The sequence below is a fragment of the Prevotella lacticifex genome (assembly GCF_019973375.1).
Classification (GTDB): domain Bacteria; phylum Bacteroidota; class Bacteroidia; order Bacteroidales; family Bacteroidaceae; genus Prevotella; species Prevotella lacticifex.
In genome coordinates this window covers 2618289-2630567 of the sequence record NZ_BPTV01000001.1, presented here as the reverse complement: position 1 = coordinate 2630567, position 12279 = coordinate 2618289, and the positions used below count along the sequence as shown (strand labels likewise).

At 51.1% G+C, this 12279-nt stretch carries 11 protein-coding genes; 9 read left to right on the top strand and 2 right to left on the bottom strand.

The annotated features are described in order from the left end of the window. Positions 1–54: 54 nt before the first annotated feature. From mraY to LDN30_RS10330, 9 genes are all read left to right on the top strand, one after another. A complete protein-coding gene (mraY, locus tag LDN30_RS10370; protein ID WP_223926561.1) occupies positions 55–1326 on the top strand; it encodes a phospho-N-acetylmuramoyl-pentapeptide-transferase in 1272 nt (423 codons plus the stop codon). Between the two features lie 174 nt (positions 1327–1500). Then, positions 1501–2832: a UDP-N-acetylmuramoyl-L-alanine--D-glutamate ligase gene (gene murD, locus LDN30_RS10365; RefSeq protein WP_223926560.1), complete on the top strand. Its 1332-nt coding sequence runs from the start codon at positions 1501–1503 to the stop codon at positions 2830–2832. Positions 2833–2929: 97 nt separating this feature from the next. Beyond that, on the top strand, positions 2930–4210 hold the full coding sequence (locus tag LDN30_RS10360) for an FtsW/RodA/SpoVE family cell cycle protein (protein ID WP_223926559.1): 1281 nt from the start codon (positions 2930–2932) through the stop codon (positions 4208–4210). A 158-nt stretch (positions 4211–4368) separates the two neighbouring features. Beyond that, entirely contained in the window at positions 4369–5472 is a 1104-nt protein-coding gene (gene murG, locus LDN30_RS10355; protein ID WP_223926558.1) for an undecaprenyldiphospho-muramoylpentapeptide beta-N-acetylglucosaminyltransferase, read from the top strand. 156 nt (positions 5473–5628) lie between these two features. Then, positions 5629–7011, top strand: coding sequence for a UDP-N-acetylmuramate--L-alanine ligase (gene murC, locus LDN30_RS10350; protein ID WP_223926557.1), 1383 nt, complete (start codon positions 5629–5631; stop codon positions 7009–7011). Positions 7012–7016: 5 nt separating this feature from the next. Further along, a complete protein-coding gene (locus LDN30_RS10345) occupies positions 7017–7928 on the top strand; it encodes a cell division protein FtsQ/DivIB (RefSeq protein WP_223926556.1) in 912 nt (303 codons plus the stop codon). Between the two features lie 32 nt (positions 7929–7960). Continuing rightward, positions 7961–9409: a cell division protein FtsA gene (ftsA, locus tag LDN30_RS10340; protein WP_223926555.1), complete on the top strand. Its 1449-nt coding sequence runs from the start codon at positions 7961–7963 to the stop codon at positions 9407–9409. Between the two features lie 19 nt (positions 9410–9428). Then, positions 9429–10769 (top strand): cell division protein FtsZ, encoded by a 1341-nt coding sequence (gene ftsZ / locus LDN30_RS10335; protein ID WP_223926554.1) that lies wholly within the window; start codon positions 9429–9431, stop codon positions 10767–10769. A gap of 22 nt (positions 10770–10791) precedes the next feature. Further along, positions 10792–11241, top strand: coding sequence for a GatB/YqeY domain-containing protein (locus LDN30_RS10330; protein ID WP_223926553.1), 450 nt, complete (start codon positions 10792–10794; stop codon positions 11239–11241). Between the two features lie 174 nt (positions 11242–11415). Here LDN30_RS10330 and LDN30_RS10325 read toward each other — a convergent pair whose 3' ends face one another. After that, on the bottom strand, positions 11416–11685 hold the full coding sequence (locus LDN30_RS10325) for a hypothetical protein (RefSeq protein WP_223926552.1): 270 nt from the start codon (positions 11683–11685) through the stop codon (positions 11416–11418). A 79-nt stretch (positions 11686–11764) separates the two neighbouring features. After that, positions 11765–11959 carry a hypothetical protein gene (locus tag LDN30_RS10320; protein ID WP_223926551.1) on the bottom strand — a complete coding sequence of 65 codons (195 nt, stop codon included), beginning with the start codon at positions 11957–11959 and terminating at the stop codon, positions 11765–11767. Positions 11960–12279 lie beyond the last annotated feature (320 nt).

The window sequence follows — 12279 nt, the reverse complement described above, 5'->3', positions numbered from 1 at the left end:
CGGTTCGGATGGCGTTTGTAATCCGTTTCAGAATAAAACAATAAAAATAGAAGGATGCTATACTATATCTTCCGATGGCTCGACCAGTTCGGCATCAGTGGCTCTCACCTGTGGAGCTACATCTCTTTCCGTGCTCTGTTGGCGATGGTGCTCGCACTCGTCATCTCGGCATGGTTCGGCGAGAAGTTCATAAAGTTCCTCAAGAGTAAGCAGATTACTGAGACTCAACGTGATGCAAAGGTCGACCCTTTCGGCGTTAATAAGATTGGAGTGCCGTCGATGGGAGGAATAATTATCATTGTGGCACTGCTCGTACCGGTGCTTCTCCTCGGCCGTCTGCGCAACATCTATCTCATTCTGATGATAGTGACGACAGTGTGGCTCGGATTCCTCGGCGGTCTCGATGATTTCATCAAGATTTTCCATCACGACAAGGAAGGACTGAAAGGAAAGTACAAGATCGTTGGGCAGGTGACGATAGGATTCATTGTCGGACTCGTTCTGTGGGCCTCACCCGATGTAAAGGCGAACATCAACCTCCAGGTGCAACAGCAGAACGGGCAGGAGATTGTCGTCAAACACGACAAGACACCTGTTAAAACGCTGAAGACCACAATTCCGTTTGTCAAGAACCATAACCTCGACTACTCGAGTATCATGGCTTTCTGCGGTAAGTATAAGGTGGCGGCAGGATGGATTCTGTTTGTCATCATGACAATCTTTGTCGTCACGGCAGTCTCCAACGGTGCCAACCTCAACGACGGTATGGACGGAATGTGTGCCGGCAACTCGGCAATCATTGGTGTGGCTCTCGGCATATTGGCCTATGTAAGCAGCCATTTGCAGTTTGCTGCCTACCTTAATATAATGTACATACCGGGGTCGGAGGAACTTGTGGTGTTCTTCTGCGCCTTCGTGGGAGCCCTCATCGGATTCCTCTGGTACAACGCCTATCCCGCACAGGTGTTTATGGGCGATACCGGCAGCCTGACGATAGGTGGCATCATTGCCGTAGGAGCGATAATCATCCACAAGGAGCTGCTCCTGCCGATTCTCTGCGGTATATTCTTCGTCGAGAGTCTGAGCGTCATTGTGCAGGTATGGTACTATAAACTCGGCAAGCGGAGAGGTGTGAAACAGCGCATCTTCAAGCGTACGCCGATACACGATAACTTCCGGGTGCTCGACAGTCAGCTCGACCCCGACTGCAAGTACCTTATCAAAGTGCCGCACTCGGCAGTCCACGAGAGTAAGATTACGGTGCGCTTCTGGATTATTACGATAATCCTCGCTGCGCTCACGATTATCACCCTGAAGATGAGATAGATAGCGGGCTGCGTTCTCTCCATGGAGTGGAGTGCGGCCGTTGCAACAATGATTCCGATGCGGTGAGCGCGGAAGAATGAGAGTATTAAATAGATGGTCCCATCATACGACTTGGGAACTGAATGTCCAACAAGATAAGTACTACGCCCGCTAATTAGGCGGGAATTATGCTTTATGAAGAGAATAGTAGTTTTAGGTGCCGGTGAGAGTGGCGCAGGAGCCGCTGTACTGGCAAAGAAGGAAGGCTTCGACGTTTTCGTCTCGGATACATCGAAGATTAAGGACAAGTACAAGGAAATGCTCGACAACCACCATATTGAGTGGGAGGAGGGCCATCACACTGAGGAGAAAATCCTCAATGCCGATGAGGTTATCAAGAGTCCGGGAATACCTAAGGAGGCTCCGATGATACAGAAACTGATGAAGCAAGGCACACATATCATCAGTGAGATAGAGTTTGCCGGAAGGTATACCGACTCGAAAATGGTTTGTATAACAGGAAGTAATGGTAAGACGACAACGACAAGTCTCATATACCACATCTTCAAGAGTGCAGGCTACGATGCCGGTCTCGCCGGAAACATAGGAAAGAGTCTGGCTCTGCAGGTGGCTGAGGACCCGCATGAGTACTACATCATCGAACTGAGTTCGTTCCAGCTCGACAATATGTACGACTTCCGGGCCAACATCGCTGTGCTGCTGAACATTACCCCCGACCATCTCGACCGCTACGATTTTAAGTTCGAGAATTATGCCGACGCAAAGATGCGGATTACTCAGAACCAGACTCCTGAGGACGCTTTCATCTACTGGAATGATGACCCTGTGATAAAGAAGGAGTTGGAGAAATTTGACATCCATGCCTCGGTATATCCATTCTCGGAGCTCAAGGAGAAGGGGAGCATTGCTTACATCGAGCAGGGACAATACACCATTGAGAAGCCTACACCATTCAATATGGAGCAGGAACAGCTCAGCCTCACCGGCAAGCATAACCTGTACAATAGTCTGGCGGCAGGTATCGCCTCGAATATTGCTGGTATCAGAAAAGAGAGCATCCGCAAGAGCCTCAGCGACTTCCCTGGCGTGGAGCATCGTCTGGAAAAGGTCTGCAAGGTAGGTGGTGTACAGTATGTCAACGACTCGAAGGCTACAAATGTCGATGCGTGCTGGTATGCACTTGAGAGCATGAAGACTCCTACAGTGCTCATCCTCGGGGGAAAGGACAAGGGTAACGACTACAGTCATATCTTCGACCTCGTCAAGCAGAAGTGCAAGGCCTTAGTGTACCTCGGTGCCGACAACAAGAAACTGCATGACAACTTCGATAAGTTTGGACTGCCGGTGCGCGACACGCATAATATGGCCGACTGCGTGAAGGCTTGTCACGAGCTTGCCGAGCCCGGCGACACTGTTCTGCTGAGTCCTTGCTGCGCAAGCTTCGACCTCTTCAAGAATATGGAGGACCGCGGCGAACAGTTCAAGGAGTGCGTAAGGAAGTTATAGACCACAAAAAACGGCCGGAAATCGCTGCTGACAGGACCCATTGTCAGCAGTGGTGCCGGTTTGTTGCTGAATACATGGTAAAGAGTCGTTATATAGAATGAACAATAAGACACTTGGAAATATTTTCAAGGGTGACAAGGTTATATGGATGGTGTTCTTCTTCCTCTGTATGATCAGCATCGTGGAGGTCTACTCGGCCTCCAGCTCGCTGTCGTATAAGGGTGGTAACTTCTGGAGTCCAATACTCTATCACACTGGTATTCTCGCATTCGGTACGGGGTGTATGATTTGTGTGCTCAACGTTCCGTGTAAGTATTTCAAGCTGATTACGCCGGTACTTATCTTCATCTCTTTTATCACCCTGATAATCGTGTTGATAGCGGGACAGTCGACGAACGGAGCGAGCCGGTGGCTTTCGCTGTTCGGTGTCCAGTTTCAGCCCTCGGAACTTGCCAAGGGTACCGTTGTGCTTGCGGTGGCGCAGATTCTCAGTGCTATGCAAACGCCGAAAGGTGCTGATACAAAGGCGTATAAGTATATCATGTGTATATGTGTGGCCCTCATCTCGCCTATAGCCTTGGAGAATCTTTCTACGGCAATACTTTTATTCTCCGTGGTGTACATGATGATGTTTATCGGACTTGTACCGAGGAAACTTCTTCTTCGCACTCTTGCCGCTGTCGTAGGTGCCGTGGTGTTTGTGCTGCTAATGGTCCTACTCGTCGGAAATGCCGACAACGTGAAGGAAAGCGACCCGAAGAATAATCTCACCGAGCAGACGGTCCAGGGCAAGGAGGAGAACCGTGGTCTGATAGCCAAACTTTTCCATCGTGCCGACACGTGGAAGGCGCGTATTGAGAAGTTCGCGTCGTTCGAGAAAGTACCGCCGGAGCAGTATGACCTCGATAAGGACGCGCAAGTCGCTCATGCTAATATAGCCATTGCGTCGTCGAATATCATAGGAAAGGGGCCGGGAAACTCGGAGGAACGCGATTTCCTGTCGCAGGCTTTCTCCGATTTCATCTACTCCATAATCATCGAGGAAATGGGTATCGAGGGGGCTATTGTGGTGGCCTTTCTATATATAGTCCTGCTCTTCAGGGCTGGGAGGATAGCGCGACGGTGCGAGAACGCGTTCCCGGCCTTTCTCATCATGGGTTTGACTCTGCTGCTCGTCACGCAGGCTCTGTTCAATATGATGGTGGCTGTGGGACTGGCTCCTGTCACCGGACAGCCGCTGCCGCTAATCAGTAAAGGCGGTACGTCGAGCGTAATAAACTGTATTTACATGGGTGCAATACTCAGTGTGAGCCGGTCGGCAAAGAAGAAACAGAAGTCGCCGGTGGTTGCCTCGAACGGTGATGCCGACGACGAATGACGCTCCTAAGGCGCGATGCAGCAAACGGGCTAAATCAGTGCGACTTATGATGAAAAGCGGTGCTGTCGGCATCACGGTGAGAAATAAATTGCTTGCAAAATTACTATAACAGAGAAAATATTATTATCTTTGCGGGAAAATACGAAATTACCAATAAAATGGACAAGGAACTTAGAGTCATAATCAGCGGAGGAGGTACGGGAGGACACATTTTCCCCGCCGTTTCAATAGCCAATGCCATCAAGGCAAAGCATCCGGAGGCAAAGATTCTCTTTGTGGGAGCAGAAGGACGGATGGAGATGCAGCGCGTGCCTGCTGCGGGATATGAGATTAAGGGATTGCCCATCAAGGGCTTCAACCGCGCTCATAAGCTGAAGAACATCAGTGTGCTGTGGGACCTCATGAAGAGTCTTAGGCTGGCTCGGAAAATTATCAAGGACTTCAAGCCGATGGTGGCCGTAGGAGTCGGTGGTTATGCCAGTGGCGCAACACTGTATGAATGCTCCAAAATGGGAATACCGTGCCTTATCCAGGAACAGAACTCTTATGCCGGAGTAACCAACAAACTCTTAGCCAAGAGGGTACAGAAGATTTGCGTTGCTTACGAGGGTATGGACCGTTTCTTCCCTGCCGACAGGATTATCATGACGGGAAACCCAGTCAGACAGAATGTTCTCGACTCGCCTTTGACTAAGGAACAGGCCAGAGAGAGTTTCGGACTGGAACCCGACAAGAAGACAATTCTCATCGTAGGCGGAAGTCTTGGTGCCCGTACCATGAACGAGAGCGTACAGCGTCACCTCGATATCGTGGCCGAGAGCGGACTCCAGTTCATCTGGCAGACAGGAAAATACTATAATGCCAAGATAATGGAATTCATGAAGGATAAGGATGTTCCCAACCTGAAGGTCCTCGACTTCATCAGCGATATGGGTGCGGCTTATAAGGCTTCCGACCTCGTTATCAGCCGTGCGGGAGCCAGCTCCATCAGTGAGTTCCAGCTTATCGGCAAACCGACAATCCTCGTGCCGAGTCCTAATGTGGCTGAAGATCATCAGCGCAAGAACGCTATGGCACTCGTCAACCGTCAGGCCGCGCTCTATGTTGAGGATGCTGAGGCCCCCGACAAGTTGCTGCCTCTCGCCGTCAAGACCGTCAACGATGACGACAAGTTGCGGAGCCTCAGCGAGAATGTAAAGAAAATGGGACTGAAGAACTCTGCCGACGTCATCGCCGACGAGGTTCTAAAGTTGATAAAATAAGTATCAAACGTCACTGACGAGTCTTCATAGACGGTAGTCTTCAAGAACTCTGAAGTAAAAAAATAAGAATCAAACGTGACTGATGAATCCTCCGGCGATAGTGGCGGTTATGTTCTGAGGTCAATAAAATAGGGATAAAATAATAATCTCAAGGAAATGGAACTGAAAGATATCAAGTCAGTATATTTCATTGGAGCAGGCGGAATCGGTATGAGTGCCATCGCCCGCTATTTCATTCATAAGGGACTTATTGTCGCCGGTTATGACAAGACCACCACTGCCCTTACCAGGGCATTGGAGCATGAGGGCATGATTCTGCATTACAAGGATGATGTCGACCAGATTCCCAACGCGTGCCGCGATGTCAAGTCGACATTAGTAGTGTTCACACCGGCCATCCCTTCCACGCATAAGGAGCTGAACTTCTTCCGCGACAACGGTTTTGAGGTGCAGAAGCGTGCACAGGTCCTCGGTATCCTAACACGCGCTCACAAAGGACTTTGCGTGGCAGGAACCCACGGAAAGACCACTACATCGACGATGTGCGCCCATATCATGCACCAGAGTCATGTCGACTGCAACGCTTTCCTCGGTGGTATCTCGAAGAACTATGGCACAAACTATATTCTCTCCGACAGCAGCGATTACGTCGTTATAGAGGCTGATGAGTTCGACCGCAGCTTCCACTGGCTGCGTCCTTGGATGAGCGTTATCACTGCCACCGACCCCGACCACCTCGATATCTACGGCACTAAGGAGGCTTATCTCGAGAGCTTCCGCCACTATTCGGAGCTCATCCAGCCCGGAGGTGCTCTCATCATCCATACCGGCTTGGAGATGAAACCCAATGTCCAGGATGGTGTCAAGACCTATACCTACAGCCGCGATGCGGGCGACTTCCATGCCGAGAATATCCGTATCGACAACGGCGAGATTACTTTCGACTTCGTTTCGCCTGTAGAGAATATCAAGGATGTGGAACTCGGACAGCCCATACCAATCAACATCGAGAATGGTGTCGCTGCTATGGCCCTCGCCCAGCTCAACGGTTGTACGGCAGAAGAAATCCGTCGTGGAATGAAAACCTACGAGGGCGTCGACCGCAGGTTTGATTTCAAGGTGCGCACACCGCGCCATGTCCTCCTTTCCGACTACGGCCATCATCCCAAGGAGATCCTCATGAGTGCCAAGAGTCTGCGCGAGATTTACCCTAATCGTAAGATTACGGTTATGTTTCAGCCGCACCTCTACACTCGCACCCGCGATTTCTATAAGGACTTCGCGGCCGCTCTCAGCAATTTCGATGAGGTTGTGCTCACCGATATCTATCCGGCACGCGAAGAGCCGATTCCCGGTGTGACAAGCAAACTCATCTTCGACAACATCAAGCCGGGGGTGGAGAAGACAATGATAAAGAAGGACGACGTACTCGAATATGTCGCATCGCGCGACTTCGACGTGCTGGAGATCCTCGGTGCCGGCAATCTTGACGACCTCGTGCCGCAGATCGCCGATTTGATTAAGAAGAAAGAAGAGTAATATCAGTGCGCCCACGTGTAAAGAAAATAATCATCGGTGTCCTCGATGTCGTCCTCGGTGCTTATCTGGTTTTAGCGGTCACTTCCTTCAACAAACCCAAGGTCGTCGACCGTTACTGCTCGAAGGTGGAGATTACGATTGCCGATTCCACTGATGCCGGATTCCTCAGTGCCCCTGAGATAAAGTCTCTCTTGCAGGCGAAGAATCTCTATCCTCTCGGCAAGAAGATGAGCACCATCAATCCCCGCAGCCTTGAAGAAGCCATGGCACCGCGTGGTGGCAGCGGACTGCCTTTCGTCAAGACGGCCGAGTGCTACAAGACCGACGACGGACATGTGTGCATAATCATCACCCAGCGCACACCGCTGATACGCGTCAAGAGCGCCCGTGGCGACGATTACTATCTTGACGACCAGGGTGGAACGATGCCCAACTCGAAGTATACGAGCGACCTCATCGTTGTCACGGGAGCTGTGAGCAACTCTTTCGCCCGGTACTACATCACGCCAATGGCAAGAGCCATCATGGGCAACGACTTCTGGAAGAACCAGATAGAGCAGATAAACATCACCAACGACCTTGGCGTGGAGCTCGTTCCGCGCGTCGGCAACCATATAATATATATCGGTCAGCTGCCGTGGGGAAAGTACAAGTCGCAGATCGACCGCAATGTAGCGGCCTACGTCAACAAAAAACTCGACCGGATGCTGAAGTTCTACAAGTACGGTCTCAGCAAGGTGGGGTGGAACAAGTACTCCTATATCGACGTGGAGCTCGACAACCAGATAGTCTGCACCCTCCGTCATGAGGTGCGGAAAGAGGATACGGCAGAGTCGGAGGCTCCAGAGGCCGACAAGGCCCAGCCGCGCAGCACCGGTCATCACGACTCCGACTCGCTGGCTCGTCACGACATTTGAAACAAGACAATAAATACAACTCATAGAAGTATATGGCAAACGAATTCATTGTAGCCATTGAATTAGGCTCATCAAAAATCCGTGGTATTGCAGGAAGGAAGAACCTTGACGGCAGTATCAATATCCTTGCTGTGGTCACCGAGGACTCCACTCAGTGCATCCGCAAGGGAGTCGTCTATAACATTGCCAAGACCGGTCAATGTATTACTAACATTATAAACAAGCTCAAGGCGCAGCTCAAGCGAGAGATAACGCAGGTGTATGTCGGCGTTGGAGGCCAGTCCATACGCAGTGTCCGCAATGTCATAGTCAAGGACTATCCTGAGGAGACTATGATTACCAGCGAGATTATCAATGAACTGATGGATGCCAATAGGAGTATGAGTTATCCTGAGCAGGAAATCCTCGACGCTGTCGTCCAGGAGTATAAGGTCGACAAGCAGTATCAGATTGATCCTGTGGGCATTAAGGCTTTGCGTCTCGAGGGTAATTTCCTCAATATCCTTTGGCGCAAGCAGTTCTACGACGACCTCAATACGTGCTTCGTCAAGGCTGGAATAGCCATCGCCGAGTTCGACCTGGCTCCTATAGCCCTTGCCGACAGTGTCCTCACCGATGCCGAGAAGCGTGGCGGATGCGTTCTCGTCGACCTTGGTGCCGACACCACCACCGTCTCGGTATACTATAAGAATATCCTTCGTCATCTCGCCGTCATCCCTCTTGGCGGCAATAATATAACCCGTGATATCGCCTCATTGCAGATGGAGGAGAGCGACGCCGAGAAGATGAAACTGCAATATGGCAGTGCGTATACCGATAATTCAGACATCGACGGCTCCCTCAGCTATCCTATCGACGGCGATCGCAATGTGGAGAGCCGCAAGTTCATAGAGATTGTGGAGGCCCGTCTCGACGAAATCATCGAGAACGTTTGGTATCAGGTGCCTTCCGACTACTCCGACAAGCTCCTCGGTGGGATCGTTCTTACCGGCGGAGGGTCTAACATGCCGAATATCAAGGAGGCTTTCCGTAATCATACCCATGTCGAGAAGATTCGCATTGCCAAGTTTGTCACCCCAACCATCACTTCTAACAACAAGCTCATCAATGTCCATGACGGCAGCATGAACACCGTTCTCGGCCTTCTTGTCAAGGGCGATATGAACTGTGGCGGTGGTACTCTCAACTCCACTGGCGACCTCTTTGGCAATGGTCAAGGCGGACACGAACCCGCTGATGATCCTCTCCGTCCGCAGCGTCCTGTCACCGATAAGGCCGGTGTCGTCCCGACGCCCGCCGACAAGCAGCGTAAGGAGGAAGAGATGCGCCGAAAACACGAGGAGGACCTGCGTATACAGCGTGAGAAGGAAGAAGAAGAGGCACGCAAAATCGAAGAGGAGCGCAAGAAGAATAATCCATTACGCAAATTGGGCCGTTCCTTCAAAGACTTCTGGATCAAGATAACGGAGCCGGAGGAATAAACATTTAAATTCATAAGCTATGTCAGACTACAATAAGAATAACGATGTCCTTGACTTCGGTACTGACGACGACAAGGGCAACAGCATAATTAAAGTTATCGGTGTTGGTGGCGGTGGCGGCAATGCCGTCAACCACATGTACCGTGAGGGAATCCACGATGTCAGTTTCGTACTTTGCAATACTGATGCCCAGGCCCTCAACGACAGTCCCGTTCCCGTCCATCTTCAGTTGGGCAAGGAGGGACTTGGTGCCGGCAACAAGCCGGAGCGTGCCCGTCAGGCTGCCGAGGATACCCTCGACGACATCAAGCGCATGCTCTCCGACGGTACCAAGATGGCCTTTATCACCGCCGGTATGGGTGGTGGAACCGGTACCGGTGCGGCCCCGGTCATTGCACGTGTGAGCAAGGATATGGGAATCCTCACTGTCGGTATCGTTACCATCCCGTTCCGTTTTGAGGGAAACAAGAAGATCGACCAGGCCCTCGACGGTGTTGAGGAGATGGCTAAGCACGTCGATGCCCTCCTCGTCATCAACAACGAGCGGTTGCGCGAGATATATGGTGAGATGCCGGTCCTGGAGGCTTTCGGCAAGGCCGACGACACCCTGAGCGTCGCCGCCAAGAGCATTGCCGAGATTATCACTGTCCACGGACTCATCAACCTCGACTTCAACGATGTGAAGACAGTCCTCAAGGATGGTGGCGTGGCTATAATGTCGACAGGCTATGGCGAAGGCGAAGGCCGCGTAAAGCAGGCTATTGAGGACGCTCTCAATTCGCCACTGCTCAACGACAACGACATCTACAACGCCAAGAAGATTCTTCTCTCCATCAACTTCAGCAGCGACAAGGACAGTTCCGGTCTCACTATGGAAGAGATGAACGACGTCAACGACTTCATGGATAAGTTCGGCGACGGTTTCGAACTCAAGTGGGGATTAGCCATCGACCCCGAACTCGGCAAGAAAGTGAAAGTTACCATCCTCGCTACCGGTTTCGGACTCGAGAATGTCGACGGAATGACATCGCATATCCAGCAACAGCAGAAGAAGGAGGACATCGAGAACCGCCGTAAGGCCGATGAGCTCGCCGAGGACCGCCGTGAGCGCCGTGAGCGTTACTACAAGCAGGGAACCAACAACCCGCAGTATAAGCGCCGCTCCCACACTTACATCTTCACCTCCGACGACCTCGACAACGACGATGTCATTCTTGCTGTCGAGAACACTCCTACGTACAAGCGTACTAAGCAGATGCTTAACGAAATCAAGAATATCGGTTCCGGCAAGATTGCCGACGACGACCGCCCAGTGCGTACAGAGCCCGTCCAGGGAGTCATCGACTTCAGCGTAGACTAATTTTTCTTTATCAATTACGACTATGACATTATTCGATACAGTTAATAAGGACATTCCCGCAGCCATGAAGGCTCGCGACAAAGTCCGCCTCGAGACCCTCCGCAACATCAAGAAGGTCTTTCTTGAGGCTAAGACGGCACCGGGCTCCGACGGTGAGCTCAGCGATGCCGCAGCATTGAAAATTCTTCAGAAACTTGCCAAGCAGGGTAAGGAGAGTGCCGATACCTATACTAAGGCCGGCCGTCAGGACCTTGCCGACGGTGAGCTTGCTCAGGTCAAGGTTATCGAGGAGTATCTCCCCAAGCCTCTCACCGAGGAGGAGATTACCGCCAAGGTGAAGGAGATTATTGCCCAGACCGGTGCCACGTCGATGAAAGACATGGGTAAGGTTATGGGCATCGCCTCCAAGCAGATGGCCGGACAGGCCGACGGAGGTGCCATCTCCAAGATTGTACGATCTATTCTTGCTTAATGCAATGAGGCTCTAACGGCTTTTGGCTACCATGCTATGGTACGCCGCTTTTGGCCGAAAACAATCATAATAATGCGGCCGGCAACCTGTCGAGATGATTCTCGCAGACTGCCGGCCGAATTCGTTTTGTATCCTACCGGCAGGAAACGGCATCCGCTTCCTGCCGTTCCAGTTTCATCGGAACACCTTCGCCGTTGTTCCGTCGTTATATTTCATTATTGTCATTCCTTTCTGGCTGGCATTAGTTCTGCGGCCGTCAATGGTGTAGAAGGCCACAGCCTTGCGGTCGCGGCTGCCCGTTGCCGTGATGTCGGTGATGCCGTCGGGATCGCCGTGTACTGCCAGCCACCGTGCAGCCACGTCGACGAGCGGCATGGCATTGCTGTCGAGGGCAACCTTCTCGGCGTTGACCACGTGGTTGTCGTTGCCGTCGATGAGCAGCACAACGAGCTCGCAGTTGCGGAGCGTGTCTATCTCTATGCTGTCAGGAATGGTCAGTGTGTGGCTGACGACTATCGGCTCATCACGATGGATAGCCTTCGGCAGCAGGTCCAGACCGTTCCTTGTTCGAACGGTTCGTCACCGTAGCCTTGGGTACCATCGGCAACATGCTGTACACCTGCGAGCCGAGGCGGTTCTTGATGATGAGGTTGCTCCATACCGACGCGTTGATGTCGTCGAGATATGCCTTGTTGTTGCTCTCGTCGACGAAGGCCACCGTGATGGTCTTGCCCTTGTAAGCTGACAGGTCGACCTATAATTGTTTTAGTTATACATAACATTTTGATGGTTCGGAAAGACTGAATACATATTACCAACTCGACAATTCGAAAATCTTAATAATTTTATCAAACGATTGCACTACATATTTCATTATTTATGCAAAGATCCATTGCAATTAATGTAAAATGTAGTAAATTTGCCCCTTGACAAGACGAAGTCAGGTATGCTTAGGGTTGATAACTTAAACAACGTAATTATTCTAATATTCAACTAATTCATTATTCTCTTAAAAAATGAAATATTTTGTAATGCATC

Excerpts from the sequence above, each read along its gene's own strand:
- ftsZ (WP_223926554.1), top strand. The coding sequence starts at position 9,429 with ATGTCAGACTACAATAAGAATAACGATGTCCTTGACTTCGGTACTGAC.
- murD (WP_223926560.1), top strand. The coding sequence starts at position 1,501 with ATGAAGAGAATAGTAGTTTTAGGTGCCGGTGAGAGTGGCGCAGGAGCC.
- ftsA (WP_223926555.1), top strand. The coding sequence starts at position 7,961 with ATGGCAAACGAATTCATTGTAGCCATTGAATTAGGCTCATCAAAAATC.
- murC (WP_223926557.1), top strand. The coding sequence starts at position 5,629 with ATGGAACTGAAAGATATCAAGTCAGTATATTTCATTGGAGCAGGCGGA.
- LDN30_RS10330 (WP_223926553.1), top strand. The coding sequence starts at position 10,792 with ATGACATTATTCGATACAGTTAATAAGGACATTCCCGCAGCCATGAAG.
- LDN30_RS10360 (WP_223926559.1), top strand. The coding sequence starts at position 2,930 with ATGAACAATAAGACACTTGGAAATATTTTCAAGGGTGACAAGGTTATA.
- mraY (WP_223926561.1), top strand. The coding sequence starts at position 55 with ATGCTATACTATATCTTCCGATGGCTCGACCAGTTCGGCATCAGTGGC.
- murG (WP_223926558.1), top strand. The coding sequence starts at position 4,369 with ATGGACAAGGAACTTAGAGTCATAATCAGCGGAGGAGGTACGGGAGGA.